Genomic DNA, 21,296 nt, shown 5'->3' with positions numbered 1-21,296 from the left:
TAGCAATGATCTCAAAAAGCTACCGAAAAAACAAATCGGTCTTCTGGATCCCGATCGTGATTGTGTTGGTGTTGTCGGCGGGATTGTACACTGGAAATGTTTTATCGGCAGGCGATATCAAGCGAACCGTAACATTTTCTAACGATACCGAATGGGACATTTCAGAAGAAAGTGGTCCCACATGGTTAACAAATCAAGACAGACTCACATTTACAGTCAATTTAACCGAGGATTATGAAAATTACCTAAAGTCTTTAGAACCTAAACCAGATCCTGACCCAGGAACAGACCCTGAACCGGATCCAGGCGAACCTGAAAATCCTAATCCGGAAAACGGAGAAACTCCTGAAGCAGTAGCTACTCCAACAGAAGGAACAGAACCAACACAAGAGGAACCGGTAACTACTCCAACAGAAGGAACAGAACCAACACCTGAAGAACCCGTAACTCCTCCTGAGGTTAAGCAACCATTTAAAGTAACAGTGGGTGAGGAGCAGGATCAAGCAACCGTGCAGGTGAATAAAACGGGAGATCCATTCAATGGTATTTATGAAGTAGTAGTAACCCTTCCATCTGATTTAAAAGATAAGGAAATCCCTGTCACTCTTGACTTTGCAGAAAATGATTGGAATATCCCTACTGAAACAAGGGCAACATTCAATATTGATAGAGACAAGACTAAACCGGGAATAACATTTAACGGTGTTACGGATAACGAATTAATCGAATATGCAGATGCCCAATTAGAAGTTGAATTTAATGACAAAAACTTTGATGCAAGTCAAGTTATTGTAGATGTCAAACAGGATGACAACGACTATGTTGTTGAAAATATGCCTGATTGGACATCAGGAAAAGGGACAATAACCTTTACCCAAGCTGGTGACTACAAAGTTACTGTTACTACCACAGATAAAGCGGGAAATTCGTCATTATCTGCTGTTAAGGAGTTCTCTATTTATAAAAGAGCTGCGGAGTTCAAGATAAAAAACAAAAGAGACATTCCTTTTTATAATCACGATGTTGAAATTGATGTTGAAAACGACATTAGAATGCAAACCTTCGAAGTCGAGATTAATGGTGAAAAGCTTTCTGCAGATTCACCGAAGTTCTCAAAAGGTTGGAAGAAGGCTCACATAAAACTAACAGACCCTGGTTACTATGAGGTTAAAGTGAAATTTACCGACAGAAAACAAGATACGCCATACGAAATGGGACCTTACAAATTTACAATCGATAAGACAAAGCCTGTTGTGTCGGTGTCCGATGTTACAAATGGAAGCATTTATAAGGAGCCGCAGAAATTTAAAATTAGCGTTTTAGATGAAAATGAGAATCAAGATGAATCAGTCCTATTCGTAAAAAGAAATGGTCAAAAATATCTTGAAGTCAATGGAAAAGATGCATATAAAGAGCAAGAAATTTCAGAGGATGGTGTCTACGAAGTCGATGTGAAAGCTGTTGACAGGGCATTAAACGAGGATAATTTTTCGCCAATCACTTTTACAATAGACCAAAAAGCACCAGTCCTTAGTATCTCAAATGTTTCCGATAAAGGATACTATAATTCGGATCAAGAGGTAGTTATGACAGTAGTTGATGAACTAAACCTTGATCTAACCAAAACAAAAGCAGTGATTGAAGAGGTTGGCGACCTTGCTTTTAGTGCAGATGTTCAATTTAAAGGAAAATCAGACACCACAGCAGAAGCTAGTTACAAATTTACTGACGATGGTGAATACATCATCACTTTAACTTCCACCGATAAAGCAGGAAATGCAGCATTGGCGGAAAAAGTTGGTTTTACAATTGACAAAATCCAGCCGAAGATTGAGATTAAAAATGTAGAAAACCATGAGAGATACAATGAGGACCAACCTGTAACCATTATAATCAATGATGTAAATCTAGCTGAATCCAATGTGAAGGTTACACAGAATGGGAACCCATATGAGATTGCTCCACTAACAAAAGATGGGCAAACGGCAAGTACTGAGCATGTCTTTACAGAGGATGGGGTTTACAAAATAGAGGTTGAGGCGAAGGACAAAGCAGGTAATCCAAACTCAGAGACACTACGTTTTACAATCGATAAAAACGGTCCGGAAATTCAATATTCTATTAAAGACGGAGCATATTTTAATAATCCAGTTGTAGATCTAACGGTTTCTGTCCTGGATTACACACCATTCCTTCCTGAAATTACGGTCATACGTGAGCACGAAGGAGAAAAAGAAGAAATTGAAACAGGCGACTGGATGGAAGAAGTCATATGGCTGATTTCGCAGCAAAAAACAATTACCCTTCAGAACGAAGGGATATATTCAGTCAATGTTACAGCGAAAGACTTCTTTGGGGTTGAAAGCACAAAAGAACTTACATTTACTATTGATCATACGCCACCTGAAATTAATATTAGTGGCATAGCCAATGAAGATTATGTACAAGGCAACAATGAGTTAATTGTAAATATCAACGACCTTCATTTTGATGAAACGAAAAATGAAGTACTTGTAAATGGCAAACCTGTTAAGGATGCAAAGTGGAACAAAACAGCAACAGGTTATCAGTTCAAGCAAAGCTTCCCAGACGACGGTGAATATGAAGTAATTGTTCGCTCTGAAGACTTTGCCGGTAATAAAGCAGTTGAGAAAAAACACAAATTCACAGTGGATAACGTAAAACCGAAAATCTCAATCGAAAACGTAGAAGATGGAAAGTATTATGACAAAAAACGAACAGCTACCATCAAGGTGAACGAGCTGAATTTTAAAAATAATCATGTTGAAGTCACAGTTAACAATAAACCTTATGAGTGGAAAAACCAAGGTGTTGAATCGAGTATAGAGATTCCATTCAACGAGGATGGCGACTATGTGATTAAGGTATCTGCCAAGGATGCTGCAGGAAACATTGCGGACGCACAGGAAAAGAAATTCACAATTGACGAAAGTTATCCTGCTCTTAATATCACAGGCGTCGATCATATGACGAATTACAATGTGGATAAACAAGTTTCATTTGAAGTAAATGATGCAAACATCGACAAAACATCAATACGCGTGATGAAGAATGGAAAGGCGTATGAGGTTGGTGCACCTGCACAGTCTAGAACAAAAGCAAGTTTAACTCATACTTTCAAAGAAGAAGGTAGCTATGTCTTAAACTTCAATGCTACTGACAAATCAGGCAACAAAACAACACATGACGAAATTGCGTTTATTATCGACAAGACCAATCCGGTTGTAAAAATTGACGGTGTCGACCACCAATCATTTAATCCAACTGGCAAGCGAGTAACAGTTTCGGTTGATGAATTGAATTTTGGTACTAATTATGTTGTGCTTTCCGTAACAAAGGATGGCAAGGTGTTTAACATTGGAACATGGCAAAACAACAACAAGCTATCAAGCCTAGGATACAATTTTAATGATGATGGCTTGTACACAATTGCGATTAGTGCAGAGGATAAAGCTGGTAACGGTCCAATTGCTGCCAACAAGACATTTACAATTGATACAACAAAGCCGACAATCGAAATTACTGGTGTTGAAAATGCAGCACATTATAATGTCGATAAGCCAGTTAGTGTATCTATTCGTGATGTGAACCTTGATGTAAACCGTATTACCGTGACACGTAATGGTAGAGGCTATAATGCAGGTGGATTTGCGGTATCGAATCAGACAGCACGTCTCAGCCATAATTTTAGTCAGGAAGGTGACTATGTCATCAATGTTGAAGCAATTGATAAAGCGGGCAACCAGTTCAGCAACCAGATTGCTTTTACAATCGATAAAACGCCACCAGTCATCACACCGAAGTTTAAAGGTCTAAGCCGTGTGATTAAGGATGGCGAATATATTAATGAAGTATTCACACCTGAATTTGCGCTTGATCAAGCTGACGACACCATTGTTTCAGTAACGATGAATGGTTCTAATGTGACAGGTCGAATTCCAACCGCTTCACTTGAAATGACGTATAAATTCAGTGTTCTTGCACGAGATAAGGCAGGAAATGAATCAACGATTGATATTAGTTTTATTCTTGATACAACTAAGCCAACTCTGAATATTACAGGTGTAATTGATGGGTTCTTTAATCAAAATCAATCACCAAGTGTAACTTATTCCGACCGATACCTTGATACTAGCCGTTCAAAAGTAACATTAAATGGTCGGCCATATGTGAACGGTATGGTATTAAGTGACGAGGGAGACTACACATTAAAGGCGGAAATTTTTGACCTAGCGAACAATGTATCAACGCGAACCATCGTATTTACAATTGATAAAACATCACCAGTTATTCGATTTAAAGAACCGATTTCTAACAAGTTTTTTAATGAAACTTTAATTCCTGAGTTGTTGATTGAAGACTTAAGTGCTTATGACATTATCTCCCTAACCTTGAATGGTCAGCCTTATAACTTAGGCGATCCAATTGAGGAAGAAGGAAAGCACGTCCTCTTCTTCGAGGTGAAGGATAAAGCAGGTAATATTCAACAGCTTAGTGTGGAGTTTATTATTGATAAAACACCGCCGAAAGTGAATTTCGAGGGTGTGAAGAAAAACAAAACATATCGTGACCCAGTGACTCTTTCCATCAGCCTTGATAATCCAAGTGACACACTTAAGTCTGTGATGATCAATGGAGAGCTCTTCAATGGTGATGTAAAAGAGGTAGACGGTACGAAAGTGGTTACTGTTACACTTTCTGATATCAACAAATACAAAGTTGAAGTGTTAGCTTTTGACGAAGCGGGGAACGAAAATAACGAAGCAGTTGAATTCGAAATCGTTGAAAAAAGCGTACTCGTTAAGTTTTACGAGAATAAGACGTTATTTGCGGGCACAATGGTCGGACTTGTCGGTGCTGCAGCAGCAGGTGCTGTCGCACTTCGTCGCAGCATCATCCGCAGAAGAGACGCAAAGGATATGTAACCTTGGATCATAGGATCAAAGATTAGAGCCACGTCCTGGCAATGTCTTTGTGACTACATCTTGTGGACATCAGGCATTCGCTGTTTGGCGGATGCCTGTTTTTTAAAAGGTAGCTGGGGGTATAGGGAGAACTGGCAACAAAATCATAAGTCCCATTAAAAGTTGGTTGTAATAAATAGTCATAAATTTTAAAGTTAATTAGGGTGAAATTATGTTTGGAAATATAGAAGAAAGCCTTGAGTTAATTGGGAATATAATCACTTTTTGGTTTGTTGTCCAGATATCCTTCAGCATTGTCATTTTGTTTTTAGGGAATCCAATGTTAGAGTTTTACGCATTGGGAAGAGTTGATCCCCCCTAAAAATATATTCCATAAAGTCGTGAACTTTTTGGCAGCCTTTATGTACGGTATAGGCCCATGCATTTATCAAAAGCTGTTGAAGTACTCTTGAATTAAGAGAAAACTTTTTATGCTTTTAGCAATACTAGGAATGATTCTAGGAAGTTTAATTGTTTATTTTATATTAAGTTCTTTATTCAGCCCTTCTTTTTAGTAAGGATGTATAATCGTGAACAATCCAGTAGGCGTTATTACATGGCTGTGTTTTTGTAGATTACTAGAATTAGGTAGGGTGTAAAATGATGAACAATGTTGGTGAAATTATCGAAACAGTTACACTCATTATTGCATTGTGGTTCTCGCTTCAAGTAGGCTTAAGTTTTCTAACCATCTTATTAGGAACCATCATGATTGATTACGTAGAATTAGGGATTTTTAGACATACAAATAATCTATTTCTCAAATTCTTTACATTTGTCACTCTATTAATATTTGGGCTAGGTCCATTTATTTATACAAAACTAAGTAAATTCTAATGGCTTGTACATTACACTTGGCATGGGGACTCTGTTCATGATTATATACTACATAATCAAATTGACGCTGCGTGCAATATTTTTGTAGTTGAATATTTGAAAAGAGGTAATCGTGCCCTCATTGGAAGGCAACTATACGAACGATGGTAAGAAAAAACAGTAATTATACCCTCACATTCAAGCAACCGAAGGAGTGAGGGTAAGAAAAGGCGTTAATCGTACCCTCACAGGCAAGCAACCATTGGAATTAGGGTAAGCAAAGTCATTAATCGTGCCCTCTTAGGCAAAACATGCCTTAACCTGTAGAAGAATGGAACGAATTGCTAGACGCCGTTGGAGCAGTGGCTGCTTCAGTTAAGGTATAAAATCATATCTCGAAACCAAAGATGACTTTTACAGTCGTCTATTTTTATTTAGTAGTAAATAGGAACTATTCATGTAACATAATATGAGTCTTAATTCCTAATCCTTCCAATTTTATTATAATTTTTACCTTAAGTTTACAAGCTATTAACAGAGTACAGATAAGATTTACATGAAGGATAAATATTGCGGGAGGAACGCGAGATGATTTTAGGGAAACGAGTGAGAAACAAGCTGAAAAAAGGATTGATTGTCAGTTTTACGCTTACCATTTTACTGTCCAATGTAAGCCTTGCAACAGGACCGAAAATGGTATTTGCAGAGGAAGACGGGTCTATCAATTCAGCACTGGGGACACAGAACCAACCAACTGAGGAACATGTGGAGGAATCGCCTCCACAAGAACCAACCGACCAGACTGAACCTGAGGTAATCGAAGAACCTGAAACACAGACAGAGCCGGGAACCCAGGAACAGCCTGAAACCGAGGAAGAATCGCCAACTGAAGAGGTGCCCCCAACCGAAGAAGAATCAACAACTGAAGAGGTGCCCCCAACCGAAGAAGAATCAACAACCGAAGAGGCACCACCAACTCAAGACGACGCAACATCTGAAGTAGAACCACCAACCCAAGAAAACACAACAATCGAGGAGGAAACTCCGCCAGCACCAACTGGTGAAGCAACTCAACCAACCGAAGTTAACACAGATCAGCTTCCACACCTTCTCATTAGTGAAATATCACCGAACTCAAAGGGAGCTGGAACCGATTATTACGAGTATTTTGAGCTTTACAACAACACCAATCAACCGCAAACATTAACAAATTACACCTTTACATATCGTTATACCGACACAGGGAAAGACTTGGTATTTCAAATCCCGGCAACAACGATTGAACCGCAAGAAACATTAGTTTTTTGGTTTAACAACGGCAATAAAACGCTAGCCGATTTTAACGAGAATTTTGGAACAGATTTACCTGAGGAAAAAGTCATCCAGTTTACGGATGTATTTCCTGGCTTTGCAAATGGTGGTAATCGTGCAATCGTCATTAAAAATCACCAAGGAACTGACATCATTTCTGCTAGCTATCTAGCGGGGGAAACGGATAACACAGGAGCTGTAGTCGAGTATAAATACCCAACATCTGGTACGGAAATGGTAAAGCACCAAGTGCTAGCGCAGCCAACGCCAGGTGAAATTCAGCAAGCACAGGTTCCGGAAACTCCGGTCAATCTTCCGGATGTACCTGAGGACACAGAAGCACCTGTGATTACACATACACCAGTTACAAGCAGCAAGCCTCTCGCACCAATTCAGATCGAGGCAAACGTAACGGATAATCTTGCCGTTCCAAGTGTGACGCTTTTTTATAAAATCGGTGACACAAATGAATTCACGGCGTTGCCAATGAGTCCAAACAATCAAACCTATACAGCGGAAATCCCAAGTTTTCATGTATATGATGAAATCACCTATTATCTCGAAGCGAGTGATGGTGTAAATACAGAAAAGTCCGACGAATTCACGATTCAGGTCGTGCAGCCAGAGGTTGATTTTTCAAAAGTCCCTCATTTGCTTATAACTGAGCTTGTTCCTGATTCTTCAAATGTAGGGTCTGCTGATGGCTATGAGTTTATCGAAATCTACAACAACAGCAGTGAAGACATCAATTTTAAAGATTATAAAATGTACTACAGATATGGAACAGACCCTGGAACCGATGTTGTCTGGCCATCCGTGCCAGAGGATGTGGTGATTCCAGCAGGGGAAACGCTAGTCTTTTGGATCATCAATACACAAAACGGTGAGAAAACCGTCGCTGATTTTAATGCGAACTATGGCTCAAATTTGGTTGAAAATAAGAATATCGTTCGCATTTACAGTGACGGTATGGCAAATGGCAGCATGCGTGGACTAGTAATTGGAACGAACACACATAAAGAGATTTCGGTCGCTTATTACAATGATGAGCCGAACGTAGATGACACTTTTGCGAATAAAGGGATTGTCTATCTCTATCCAACTGATAAATCCACTCTTTCTAAAAAGGTGGGCATCCTGGATGCGACTCCGGGTCAGGTTGAAGGCTTCCAAGTACCAAGTCAGCCTGTCCAAATGGAACAAGACACAGTGCCACCAACGATTGACAATCTAACGAAAACCACCGAGGTGAACCAGAAGGATAATATCGACATTGTCGCAAACGTAACAGACGACAAGGAAGTTAAATCTGTTCGTTTGTACTATAAAATTGACCATCATAATGAATATAGCGAAGCGATTTTACAAGAGAATTACGATGATCTCCTTTATCATCACACCATTTATTCACCTGATTTAATTGGACATAAGTATGTGGATTATTACTTCGTCGTGTCCGATGGAAGAAATGAAGTGAAAAGTGAGGATTATCGCGTAACCATTACGAATGACCTTGACAGCTCAAGCCTCCGTCTCAATCTGGAAGAAGGGGAATTGCTTCGTGGTGAAAAAATCATTAAGGCTACATCTGCGGTAGATTCTCCAGATAAAATGAAGCTATTGATTGATGGCAAAGAAGTAACGGAAGGCATCTATCCGTCCCTTGAACACACGGCCTATTTTGCGTTTGAGGTAAATGGCTTGAATACGTATTTCCAAAACGCCGTTACGATGGGTGACGAAGTTTTATATGTGATGGATAAAGATTGGCTCACGCAGTGGAAAACGTTCAGTATCCCAATTGAGCCTGAGCGACTTCCGGTTGGGGACACTACGATAACCGTTCGTTCCGGTAACAAAGCATCACCATTTGATCTTGAATCCGCGGAAAACCGTGACGACTATGATTTACGAAATGTACGTTTAGTTCTTGCGGATGGAACAGTGATCAAGGACCCGGACTACAGTGATCCATCACGTATTCTAAAAATGAATGATAACAATCCATTCGTTGATTTTACGTTTACAGTTACGGAAGAGGAAGCACATTCCTTAACCTATAAATGGGATACGACCTCTGTTGAGGATAAGAAGCACAAGGTCCTTGTTCAGGATGCAGATGAAGAAGTTAGCTCAGAGGTTTTAGTCGACAACACCGTACCTGATATTAAAACGAACCTGAAAAAGAAAGCATACAAGGGTGCTTTTACGATTGATGTAGATGTAAAGGATAAGCTTTCCGGGGTTGACCAAGTAATTGTCACCTTAGACGGAGAGGAAATTCAAGTTCCGTATGAAACAGCGTCCTCCAAGCTTGAGGCAGGTAAACATGAGCTTAAGGTTGTGGCAACGGACAAAGTAGGAAATCAACAAGAAGAGGGATTTCAATTTGAAGTGGCTGATGAAAATCCACTAAGGCCAGAGTTGGTCTCACCTAAAGAAAATGCGCAGGTTGATGGCGACCCTGTTTTACAGGTAAAGGTGAAGGACCCAACGAAGGATCAGTTAGATGTCACGTTTTATGAGGCATATCAATACGATGTGAACTCAGGTGTGAAAGGCTTTAAAAATGCAGGTGATTTTGAGCCGCCAAAAGAAATGATACCTGAAGGGGAGAAGGCGTTTACGTCTGAGGACACTTCGCTAGTTTCAAAAGTAGACGGCAAGTATCTGGTATCTGATTCGGATACTCAATTTCCTTATCATCGATTTGACGTCACAGTAGATGCGTCACTTGATGAAAAGGATCGTGTCGAGCTTTTATGGAAAGGGAATTCCCTTGAAGGTAGAAAGGTTTCGATGTACGCATGGAACCACAATACAGAAAAATGGACATTAATTGATTACAAAGTAGCAGGTAAAGAGGATTTTGAACTCTCCGGTGAAGTTGGCGTGGGTGACTTTGTACATGAGTCAAAAATAAATGTGATTGTCCAAGACGAAATTCCAAGCTCGCCAGATGAGTATGACTATACCTTCGTCTGGATGTCAGACACCCAATTTTACTCAGAGAGCTACCCGTATATTTTTGACCGACAAACAGAGTGGATTGCCGAAATGAAGGAGAAACTCAAAATAAAATATGTATTCCATACAGGTGATTTAGTGAATAAATCATCACAGGAGTATCAATGGAAGAACGCCGATAAAGCGATGAAAGTGCTTGATGACAACAACATTCCATACGGAGTTCTGGCAGGAAACCATGATGTGGATCAGGTGAGTAATGATTATTCCCAGTTTTATAAGTATTTTGGGGAAAATCGCTTTAAGGATAAGCCATATTACGGTGGTTCCTACCTAAACAATCGCGGTCATTATGATTTAATTTCAGCTGGTGGCAATGATTATATTATGGTGTACCTCGGTTGGGGTATAACGGATGAAGGGATCCAGTGGGTAAATGATGTGCTAGCTGCTCATCCGGACCGCAAAGCCATTTTAAGCTTCCATGAATACTTACTTGCGACAGGTACTAGGCATCCGACAGGTGACAAACTTTATAACGAAATTGTTGTTCCAAATAAGAATGTGATCATGGTGTTGAGTGGTCATTACCATGAGGCACAAACATTAGTAGATGAAATTGACGATAACGGAGACGGTGTTCCTGACCGTACTGTGACACAAATGCTTGCTGATTACCAGGCAGGACCAGAGGGTGGCCAAGGTTACATGAGACTGTTTCATTTTGATCAAGACAATAATCGCATTGTGGTAAATACGTATTCTCCTTATTTAGACGATTACAATTACTATAACCCAGATGCGTATCCGGAAAAAGATGAGTTTGTGATTGAAATGGATTTAGCACCAGTCACCAAACGAGTCGCAACCGATTACTTTTCAGTAAATGTCTACACAGACCATGTAATCGGCACTGACAAGGCGAAAAGCGGAAAAATCGCAGAGACTGTTTGGAAAGGGTTAAAAAAGAACCGTTCTTATTCATGGTATACGATAGCCGAGGATAAATACACGGGTCGAACCGTTTCAGATATTTGGACATTTCGTAAATAAGCACACCGAAAAAAGAGTCTGAGATGGCTCTTTTTTCACTTTCATGTACATTATTGTAATAATTATTCATATCTCGTTACAAACTAATCCTGTAGATGTATATTTTGTTGCTTTACCACGTTATTTGGTTGGCGTTTACTTGGTTTTGAACCCATGATATACTGCCATAGGCTAGCAAACGGAGGTATTTTCATGAATAGAAGAAAACGTCAGCACGAAGTACATCCAACACTTCAAAAGGTAAAGGAATACATATACATACTACTCGGTTCAGCCACGGTGGCTCTAGCTTTCAATCTGTTTTTGTTACCGAACAAGGTAGCCTCTGGCGGTGTAAGTGGGATTAGTACGATCTTGAACTCCCTCTTTGGTTGGGAAGCCGCCTATGTTCAATGGGCTTTTAATATTCCATTATTCATTGCAGGTGTCATTTTTCTTGGAAAGGTATATGGTGCTCGTACATTAATCGGCACTCTTTTTCTACCATTTGTTGTTTACCTTTCGAGAAATCTGGAACCCGCAACACTTGACCCATTGCTCGGTGCGTTATTTGGCGGGATCGGAATAGGTTTGGGACTTGGCATCACATTCCGGGGCAATGCGTCGACAGGTGGGACAGACCTTGCCGCTCAAATTGTTCATAAGTATACAGGAATATCTCTTGGAAAATGCGTCGCTTTTATTGATGGTCTGATTGTCGTAACAGCTGCAATTGTATTCGATATTGAGAGTGGACTTTATGCACTGATTGGACTTTTTGTCACAAGTAAAACGATTGATTTGGTACAGGTTGGTCTAGGTAATTCAAAAATGGCTCTCATTATTACGAACCATCAGGATGAAGTGCGACAGGAGATTTTTGACAAATTGGACCGAGGTGTAACCAAGCTCTCTGGATACGGGGGCTACACCGACGATGAGCGTCCAATGCTCATGTGCGTGGTTGACCAGAAAGAGTTCACAAAATTGAAACAAGTGGTTCAAAGCATTGATACATCTGCATTTGTCGTCGTTATGGACGCTGCAGAGGTATTAGGAGAGGGTTTTAAAAGGGCGTAAAAGGGGTATAATAAGGATTGTATAATGGAAAAATTTATTACAGGGGGTAAATTCTGTGAAACGTAAGCTATTTGGATTTCTTTTAGGAACTGCGCTTGTATTCGCTCTAGCAGCATGTGGTGGTGGGGACGACGACAATGCAGCCAACGAGCCAGCAGGCGATAATGGCGGAGCTACTGCTGTAAATGCAGAGGAAATCTACCAAGGAAACTGTGCTTCATGCCATGGTAAAGATCTAGCAGGTGCTGGAAGCTTCCCAAGTCTACAACAAGTCGGAGGTAAATACTCTCAAGACGAAATTGCGGACATCATTGAAAATGGCCGTGGCGCAATGCCAAAAGGGATCATCAAAGGTGACGAAAAAGACGCAGTTGCTGCATGGTTAGCTGAGAAAAAATAATTTAATTAGTATGTAGGCCTTCCGGGTAAACCGGAAGGCTTTTAATTTGGTTAGAATAGGCATAACGTCAGGCACTACCCTACCGCCTCCCCCAATACCAAAATTTACACACCACCACCTGAACCCTATCCCCAGCACAACATTAACTGCCATGAAACGAAAATGTAATAATTTTAGGTCGTTTTTTGACGAAAAATGATGTTATAATGAAAAATGTAATGAAATCTAGTTCATTTTGTCTTATAATTTCAAGTTGCATAGATTAAAAGGGGCGCAAGTATGTTCAAAGAGACATGAGCGCTTCTATTTTCATTTGATAGATTACTAACTAGCCCACATAATAGGTGGCGGGTCTTAATACCCAAATAAGAGTGATAAAAAAACGATGATAGGTGATTCGTATGATAGAAATGAAGGACGTCTATAAAAAGTATCCGAACGGCGTCATGGCCGTTAATGGTATAAATGTAAAAATCGAACAAGGTGAGTTCGTGTATGTCGTTGGCCCGAGTGGAGCGGGGAAGTCGACGTTTATTAAGATGATGTACCGCGAAGAGAAGCCGACAAAAGGATCAATCATTATAAATGGAATTGACCTTTCAAAATTAAAAGAAAAAAGGGTTCCGCTTTTACGGAGAAATATTGGGGTTGTGTTCCAGGATTTCAAACTTTTACCACGATTGACTGTATACGAAAACGTAGCATTCGCACTTGAAGTAATTGAAGAAAACCCGAAGAATATCAAGAAGCGTGTGATGGATGTGCTTGACCTTGTTCGTCTTAAGCATAAGGCACGATTTTTACCAGATGAATTATCCGGTGGGGAACAGCAACGTGTGTCTATTGCACGATCCATTGTAAACTCTCCAGGTGCGCTCATTGCGGACGAGCCTACGGGTAACCTTGACCCAGAAACATCATGGGAAATCATGAATATTTTTGAAGAAATTAATTTCCGCGGGACGACCATCATTATGGCAACGCACAACCGTGAAATTGTAAATACCGTTAAAAAGCGTGTAATTGCAATTGAAAGTGGAAAAATTGCGCGCGATGAAGTAAGGGGTGATTACGGCTATGAAGCTTAACACACTCCGCCGTCACTTTAGAGAAAGTTCAAAAAACCTCGGGCGTAATGGCTGGATGACATTCGCATCTGTCAGCGCCGTGACCGTCACACTACTCCTTGTAGGTGTATTTTTAGTCATCATGATGAACTTAAACAGCATGGCGACTTCACTTGAAAAAGACGTCCGTATCAGTGTACTCACGGACTTAACGTCAACTAAGGAACAACAGGATGCCTTAAAAGCAGAAATTCAAAAAATACCAGAAGTTTCAGAAGTTACATTTTCATCTAAAGAACAAGAACTTGAAGAAATGATTGAAAGCTTTGGTGAAGATGGAAAAGTTTTTGCATTATACGAGCAAAGTAACCCACTTCGTGATGTGTTCGTTGTCAGAACAAAGAAACCACAAGATATTATGAAGGTTGCCGATCAGGTTGAGAAAATGGAATACGTTTATAGTGTAAATTATGGTAAAGGAAAAGTTGAAAAGATTTTTAGTAGCGTTGGTATTTCACGCAACATTGGTATCGGTCTAATCATCGGTCTCCTTTTCACCGCCATGTTCTTAATTTCAAATACAATTAAAATTACGATTTTTGCAAGACAAAGAGAAATTGAGATTATGAAGCTAGTTGGGGCAACAAATTCATTTATTCGCTGGCCATTTTTCCTAGAGGGCTTGTTCCTTGGAATTCTGGGTTCCATTATCCCAATTGGGATCATTCTCGGATTCTATAATTTCTTATATGATTTGATTCAACCACAATTAAGTGGAACATTCCTAGAGCTACTGCCATTTAATCCATTTGCATTCCAAGTAACGGGGCTGCTGCTTCTAATTGGTGCATTTATCGGAGTATGGGGAAGCTTAATGTCCGTTCGAAAGTTCTTAAAAGTATAAGCAAAAGCACACCTATAAGGTGTGCTTTTTTGCGCTTTGACCCCATTCTATCCCGCAAGAATGGTTTTTGTTTTCTTTAGTTTCATCCCACATTTGCAACTTGTGCTATGTTTGAGGATTTTGATTTCAGTTTTACATACTGGACAGATTTGTTTTGGCATTTAAAAATCACCTTCTTTTCTCTGACACAATTGACAAAGTCCGTACACTTCCATTTGATGTGAGTTTATTTTAAACTTGGTTAACTTGTTCACAACATCCTCGATTTGAGTAAGAGTCGGGTAATTAAAATCAATAATGTCCCCACATGCTTCGCATAAAATATGGTAGTGATTTGGTTGATTGGCAAGCTCATATTTGCTCAATCCATTGCCATATGGCAGTTCTTTTAAAATCCGTAGTGAAACAAACAGTTTGACATTGTTGTAAATGGTGGCAAGGCTAATATGTGGTATTTGACAATGAATGTCTTCCACAGTTGGATGGCCTTTTAAAGAAAGGATAGTTTGTAAGATTAATGTTCGTTGAGGTGTAATGCGTAATCCGCGTTCTTTTAAAAAGGGTACAAGTTCTTGCATGAGTAACAACCTCTTTTATTGATTTTTAAAAGAATAGGTATCCGAGAAGCGGATACCTATACTATGTGAGAATAAAATGAAACGAAACTATGTCTAGCTTCAGCGCCTAGCCCCTCGAGGTCACAAGCCAATCTGTCCAGAAGGTCAAATAACAACCTTCTAGCCAGCTTTTCTTGTGCTTGTCGGGGCTGATCGAGGCGCTTCAGCATTTCTTTTTACTTTGCTACAACTTCTCCAGGTACTGCTAGTCCAAGACCTTCTGCAATACGAGTTCCGTATTCAGGGTCAGCCTTGTAGAAATGACTGATCTGACGAAGTTTGATTTCCTCTAACTCCACTGGCTTCATTGATGCCACTATTGTGTCAACTAGACGGGTGCGCTCTTCCTCACTCATTAGGCGGTAAAGGTCACCAGCTTGTGTGTAGTGATCGTCTTGATCGTAAGCTACACTATCCGCAATGCCTTCAACAGGGAAAGCGTGCTGCTTCGCTTCTGGCGCTTCTTTTGGACCGCTAAAACTATTAGGCTCGTAATATACTGAGTTACCACCGTTGTTATCAAAGCGCATTTGACCGTCGCGTTGATAGTTGTTCACGTCCACTCTTGCACGGTTGATTGGTAAGGATTGATGGTTCGCGCCAACGCGGTAACGATGTGCATCATGGTATGCAAAGAGACGACCTTGAAGCATTTTGTCAGGTGATACATCGACACCAGGTACTAAAGTTCCAGGAGAGAATGTCGCTTGCTCAACCTCTGCAAAATAGTTTTCAGGGTTGCGGTTTAATACCATGCGGCCCACTTCGATTAGCGGATAGTCTTTTTGAGACCAAACTTTCGTGACATCGAATGGATCGAAGCGGTAGGTATTCGCATCCTCCAATGGCATGATTTGCACGTAAAGCTTCCAAGCAGGGAAGTCCCCTTTTTCGATCGCATTGAACAAATCCTCTGTATGATAGTCAGGATTTTCTCCAGCAAGTTTTGTTGCAACTTCATTTGTTAGGCACTTCACACCTTGTTCTGTACGGAAGTGGTACTTAATCCAAACGCCTTCACCCTCCGCATTTGTCCACTTAAATGTATGGCTTCCGTATCCATGCATATGACGCCATGTTGCAGGAATTCCACGATCACCCATTAACCAAGTCACTTGGTGTAAAGATTCTGGAGAATGAGACCAGAAATCCCATACTGCTGTTGGATTCTTTAGGTGTGTTTGGGGATGACGCTTTTGTGTATGGATAAAATCAGGGAACTTAATCGCATCACGGATAAAGAAAATCGGTGTGTTGTTTCCAACGATGTCATAGTTTCCTTCTTCTGTATAGAATTTTACCGCAAAACCACGTGGGTCACGCGCTGTATCAGCAGAGCCATTTTCCCCAGCAACTGTTGAGAAACGGATGAATAGAGGAGTCCGCTTGCCAACTCCGTTAAATAGTTTTGCTTTTGTATATGTTGATACATCATTCGTTACTTCAAAATAACCGTGTGCTCCACTGCCTTTCGCGTGAACAACACGTTCAGGTACACGTTCTCTATTAAAATGCGCTAATTTTTCTAGAAGGTGTACGTCTTGGATTAGTACCGGTCCTCTTGAACCAGCTGTGATTGAGTTTTGGTTATCTCCAACCGGAGCTCCCCAACTTGTCGTTAGTTTAGTAGTAGTCAACTAGATCACCTCTTGGTAGTATTTTTGAATATGTATATTATAATAACATGTATAAATTAAAAATCAATACTTTTTTATAATCATTATAATCTAGGTGAAATGGATTTTTCATTTTACTACCTAAGTTAACGTTAATTATGCGTCTGATAACGATAGTTAGCTCGAGAATTACGCTTTTTTACAAATGGGATTTTAATTAGCGGAATCTATTAATTTTCAATTGTAACTGATTTTAAGCTTTATTTGAGAATGTTGAGAGTATCAAAAGTTACGGTCTTTCACTAATTACATAGAAAAAGGAACAATTGGAAATAATTACGTTGACTTTTGAATTTAGGAGGCAATGAAACATGAAGGATAAAAAGCATCATGGAAGCGTGGAAGGAGTGGGAGGACCACATGATGACCGCTTAGGTACTGGGGAATCTGCTGATTCGTTAACAAATAGGCAGGGACATCCGGTTACGGATAATCAAAATATCCGAACCGTTGGGAATCGTGGACCTTCTACATTAGAGAATTACGATTTTATTGAAAAAATCTCCCATTTTGACCGTGAACGCGTACCAGAACGGGTGGTTCATGCAAGAGGGGCAGGAGCTCACGGGTATTTTGAAGCGTACGGCAAGGTTGGCGACGAGCCGGTTTCTAAGTACACTAGAGCCAAGCTCTTTCAAGAAGCGGGTAAAAAGACTCCGGTTTTTGTGCGTTTTTCAACAGTTGCAGGTGCAATGGAATCTCCTGAAACAGCACGAGATCCACGTGGGTTTGCAGTCAAATTTTATACAGAGGATGGGAACTGGGATTTAGTCGGCAATAATTTAAAAATCTTTTTCATCCGTGATGCGATGAAATTTCCAGACATGATTCATGCGTTTAAGCCAGACCCGGTCTCCAATCTATCAAACCCTGAAAGAATGTTTGACTTTTTAGCTGGAACCCCAGAAGCCACACATATGGTAACCTTCTTGTTTTCGCCATGGGGAATTCCGGCAAACTACCGACAAATGCAGGGATCTGGTGTTAATACATATAAATGGGTGAATAAAGATGGTGAGGCGGTATTGGTAAAATACCACTGGGAGCCGCTAAAACAAGGAATTAAAAACTTAACGCAAAAGGAAGCCAATGAAATTCAAGCGACAAATGTTAGCCATGCAACCCAGGATTTATATGAAGCAATTAAACGTGGTGATTATCCCGAGTGGGAGCTTTGTGTACAAATCATGACTGACGAATATCATCCTGAACTTGATTTCGATCCACTCGATGATACAAAGCTATGGCCAACTGATAAATTTCCATTTTTAAAGGTTGGTAAAATGGTATTAAATAAGAACCCTGAGAATTATTTTAATGAAGTCGAGCAAGCGGCATTTGGAACAGGAGTACTCGTTGATGGACTCGATTTTTCGGATGATAAAATGCTTCAGGGAAGAACTTTCTCCTATTCAGATACGCAACGTTATCGTGTCGGTTCGAACTATTTACAGTTGCCGATTAATGCGCCGAAAAAACGTGTTGCGACAAATCAACGTGGTGGCCAAATGTCTTATCATGTGGATGTACCCCCAAGCGGTAATCCACATATTAATTATGAACCGTCCATGCTTGGTGGATTGAAGGAAGCGACGCAAGAGGGCAAGGTTCATGAACCTCATTATAATGATAAGCTAGTTCGTGAAAAAATCGACCGTCCAAATGATTTTGGACAAGCAGGTGAGACCTATCGCGCCTTTTCGGATGCAGAGAGGGAGGAGCTCATCCGTAATCTAGTGGACAACCTAAAAGTTTGCCACCCAGATATCCAAAACAAGATGATTAAGTACTTCACACAGGCCGACGAGGATTACGGCAGACGTGTAAGGGAGGGAATAGCCAACGCTGTAGACACCACCAATACAAGCTCTGCTGCAGCAAATGAGGCAGTCGAAAAATCGAAAAACATGGGACAGAAATCTGATCCTTATTAAAATAAAAGCATCGGTCACTCCAGACCGATGCTTTCTTAGGTATGAAATTTGCTAAAAGCCATAGAAATCTCACTAATGACCATAAGGGGCATGCTAACGCCCATAAAAATAAAATAATAGCCATAGAGGGTGGGCTAACGACCATTGACGATTCGTTATTTACTTTCGTTAATTCAGAATTGCTGTTTTTAGCAAAAAACGAGGACAAAATCCCCGTTTCAACCCAACAACTCCCTCACAAACGCATAACTTTTCCGCTCATACCCCATTTTTTCTTCATAAAAACGGTGTGCATCTACACGCTGCAGACCAGATGTCAATGCCACCTTCCCACAGCCTAATTCCCGAGCAAGATCATGAATATAAGAAAGAAGTGCTTCACCATAACCTTTCGAACGCCCAGCTTCATCTGTAACCAAATCATACACATACATATGATTGCCATAATAAAGATTGAGTTGCTGTGCGACGCCAGTAACCGCAGCAACCTTTCCCTTATCCATTAATGCAAATATCCGATAACCATGAGGCTGCATCTCTGTCACTAAGTCCACAAATTCCTCGAGCTCCAAATGTGTTCGTAATTGCTTCATAACCGGATATGCTATCTTCCACTCATCAACCGTTTTTAATTCACGAATGTCATGCTCCAACTCAATCACTCCTCCAAAATATTTCCTCTATCATACTGCGGAAATCCAACGGTTACTACATTTTTCTTTACTTCACTCTTAAAAAACTTTTATAATAAAAAAGGAACGAAAATTTTACCAATGCACATCGAGGCGTTGCCTCATTTTTGTCATAAAGTGTACAAGCATTACATATTTTTATACAAAGGCATCGCACTAACGCATGTGTGGTGCCTTTTCCTGCAACTCTAACCAGATAGTCAAAAAGTCCATGCTTACGGCACAATCATGACTTTTCGACTATCATACATGAGAGAAGGCATGAATAAGAACATAAAAGCTACAAAAATTAACGGTATGCATTTGTATTTAGAGATGAGGAGGAACACAGGTGAGTCGTAAAGTTGTCGCATTATATATGGTACTATCCTTACTATTAGGGGCGAGTGCTACGTTTTTAGTGGTTCAGTTGCTCGACCAAAACGAACAACCACTTGTTCAACAGCCAAACCAAAACAAAGAAGGCACTACTAAAGAAGACACAGAAAATTTATCTAAAATCGGTCAAGCATACAACATGATTTTATCAAGCTATGTTGAAAAGGTTGACGAAAAAAAATTAATTGAGGGCGCTATTCAGGGGATGGTTAGTACGCTGAATGACCCGTATTCTGCATATATGGATGAAGAAACTGCTGCCCAGTTCAATGAATCACTTGAATCATCGTTTGAAGGAATTGGCGCAGAGGTAAGCATGATGGAAGGCAAGGTCACAATTGTCGCTCCATTCAAGGATTCTCCGGCTGAAAAAGCAGGGCTAAAGCCAAATGACCAAATAATCAAGATTGACGGTGAAAGCATTGAGGGCCTTGATCTATACGAGGCTGTTTTAAAAATCCGAGGTGAAAAAGGAACGGTTGTTACCCTACAAGTCATGAGACCGGGTGTAACAGATTTAATGGACGTCAAAGTAACCCGTGACACCATTCCGATTGAGACGGTGTACACAGACTTAAAAGAATACAACAATAAAAAACTTGGCTATATTGAAATCACATCATTCGCACAAGACACTGCAGAGGATTTTGTTGTGGGACTAAATGAACTAGAAGACAAAGGCATTGAAGGTCTGATCATCGACGTTCGTGGAAATCCAGGTGGACTCCTTGAAAGTGTGGAGGAAATCTTAAAACAGTTTGTTACAAAAGAAAAGCCATATGTTCAAATTGAAAATAGAAACGGCGAAAAGCAGCGCTTCTTCTCGACTCTTGAAAAACCAAAGGACTACCCAATCGTCGTATTAACTAATGGAGGTAGTGCTTCGGCGTCTGAGATTTTAGCAGGTGCGTTAAAAGAAGCAGGTGGCTATGATCTAGTTGGAGAAAAAACATTTGGTAAAGGAACTGTTCAACAGGCTCGTGACATGGGTGACGGAAGTAACCTTAAATTAACGATGTTCAAATGGTTAACACCAGATGGAAACTGGATTCATCAAAAAGGGATCGAACCAACCGTAGAAGTGAAGCAACCAGAATACTTCTATGCGAACCCAATCCAATTTGAAAAAGAGCTTACACAAAACATGAACAACGAAAAAATCAAGAATGCTCAAATCATGCTGAGTGGATTAGGATTCGACCCAGGTCGTGAAGACGGCTACTTCAGTGGAGAAACCGTCATTGCAGTAAAAGCCTTCCAACAAGCACATGATATACCAGCAACAGGCACTATCGATGAAAAAACTGCCGGTGCCATCGAAGCGAAAGTCATCGAATCCATCCGTGACCAAAAGAACGACCAACAACTCAAAAAAGCAATGGAAGTCCTATTTAAATAAAACCAAAGCGCACCTCTCCCAGACCGGAGAGGTGTTTT

12 protein-coding genes are annotated in these 21,296 nt (G+C 40.3%); 9 read left to right on the top strand and 3 right to left on the bottom strand.

The window, feature by feature from the left end; all coding sequences use genetic code 11:
• The first annotated feature begins 5 nt into the window (after nucleotides 1-5).
• The 7 genes from DZB84_RS15855 to ftsX all read left to right on the top strand — a co-directional run bounded on the left by DZB84_RS15855 (nucleotide 6) and on the right by ftsX (nucleotide 14,562).
• Nucleotides 6-4,946, top strand: a complete 4,941-nt coding sequence (locus DZB84_RS15855; protein WP_223254474.1) for an Ig-like domain-containing protein — start codon at nucleotides 6-8, stop codon at nucleotides 4,944-4,946.
• 639 nt (nucleotides 4,947-5,585) lie between these two features.
• Nucleotides 5,586-5,822 (top strand): hypothetical protein, encoded by a 237-nt coding sequence (locus tag DZB84_RS15850; RefSeq protein ID WP_142759845.1) that lies wholly within the window; start codon nucleotides 5,586-5,588, stop codon nucleotides 5,820-5,822.
• Between the two features lie 567 nt (nucleotides 5,823-6,389).
• Nucleotides 6,390-11,132 carry a lamin tail domain-containing metallophosphoesterase family protein gene (locus DZB84_RS15845; RefSeq protein ID WP_116353241.1) on the top strand — a complete coding sequence of 1,581 codons (4,743 nt, stop codon included), beginning with the start codon at nucleotides 6,390-6,392 and terminating at the stop codon, nucleotides 11,130-11,132.
• A gap of 192 nt (nucleotides 11,133-11,324) precedes the next feature.
• On the top strand, nucleotides 11,325-12,191 hold the full coding sequence (locus DZB84_RS15840) for a YitT family protein (RefSeq protein WP_116353240.1): 867 nt from the start codon (nucleotides 11,325-11,327) through the stop codon (nucleotides 12,189-12,191).
• Nucleotides 12,192-12,246: 55 nt separating this feature from the next.
• Nucleotides 12,247-12,591 carry a cytochrome c551 gene (gene cccB, locus DZB84_RS15835; RefSeq protein ID WP_116353239.1) on the top strand — a complete coding sequence of 115 codons (345 nt, stop codon included), beginning with the start codon at nucleotides 12,247-12,249 and terminating at the stop codon, nucleotides 12,589-12,591.
• Nucleotides 12,592-12,992: 401 nt separating this feature from the next.
• Nucleotides 12,993-13,679, top strand: a complete 687-nt coding sequence (gene ftsE, locus DZB84_RS15830) for a cell division ATP-binding protein FtsE (RefSeq protein WP_116353238.1) — start codon at nucleotides 12,993-12,995, stop codon at nucleotides 13,677-13,679.
• Nucleotides 13,669-14,562 (top strand): permease-like cell division protein FtsX, encoded by an 894-nt coding sequence (ftsX, locus tag DZB84_RS15825; RefSeq protein WP_116353237.1) that lies wholly within the window; start codon nucleotides 13,669-13,671, stop codon nucleotides 14,560-14,562. Before ftsE ends, ftsX begins: the two co-directional genes overlap by 11 nt.
• Before the next feature lie 161 nt (nucleotides 14,563-14,723).
• Here ftsX and DZB84_RS15820 read toward each other — a convergent pair whose 3' ends face one another.
• Entirely contained in the window at nucleotides 14,724-15,140 is a 417-nt protein-coding gene (locus tag DZB84_RS15820; protein WP_116353236.1) for a Fur family transcriptional regulator, read from the bottom strand.
• 215 nt (nucleotides 15,141-15,355) lie between these two features.
• A complete protein-coding gene (gene katA, locus DZB84_RS15815) occupies nucleotides 15,356-16,816 on the bottom strand; it encodes a catalase KatA (protein ID WP_116353235.1) in 1,461 nt (486 codons plus the stop codon).
• Between the two features lie 350 nt (nucleotides 16,817-17,166).
• Between katA and DZB84_RS15810 the strand changes: the two genes are divergently transcribed.
• Nucleotides 17,167-18,789: a catalase gene (locus DZB84_RS15810; protein ID WP_116353234.1), complete on the top strand. Its 1,623-nt coding sequence runs from the start codon at nucleotides 17,167-17,169 to the stop codon at nucleotides 18,787-18,789.
• Between the two features lie 218 nt (nucleotides 18,790-19,007).
• Here the strand turns inward: DZB84_RS15810 and DZB84_RS15805 are convergent, their stop codons facing one another.
• Nucleotides 19,008-19,382: a GNAT family N-acetyltransferase gene (locus tag DZB84_RS15805; protein ID WP_116353286.1), complete on the bottom strand. Its 375-nt coding sequence runs from the start codon at nucleotides 19,380-19,382 to the stop codon at nucleotides 19,008-19,010.
• Between the two features lie 430 nt (nucleotides 19,383-19,812).
• Here DZB84_RS15805 and DZB84_RS15800 point away from each other — a divergent pair, with 430 nt between their 5' ends.
• A complete protein-coding gene (locus DZB84_RS15800; RefSeq protein WP_116353233.1) occupies nucleotides 19,813-21,258 on the top strand; it encodes a S41 family peptidase in 1,446 nt (481 codons plus the stop codon).
• The last annotated feature ends 38 nt before the right edge of the window (nucleotides 21,259-21,296 follow it).

The organism is Bacillus sp. HNG (assembly GCF_003400205.1).
In the GTDB taxonomy this organism is placed as follows: domain Bacteria; phylum Bacillota; class Bacilli; order Bacillales; family Bacillaceae_L; genus Ferdinandcohnia.
Note: the sequence above shows the minus strand (reverse complement) of the source record. Positions and strands in the feature narration are given on the sequence as shown.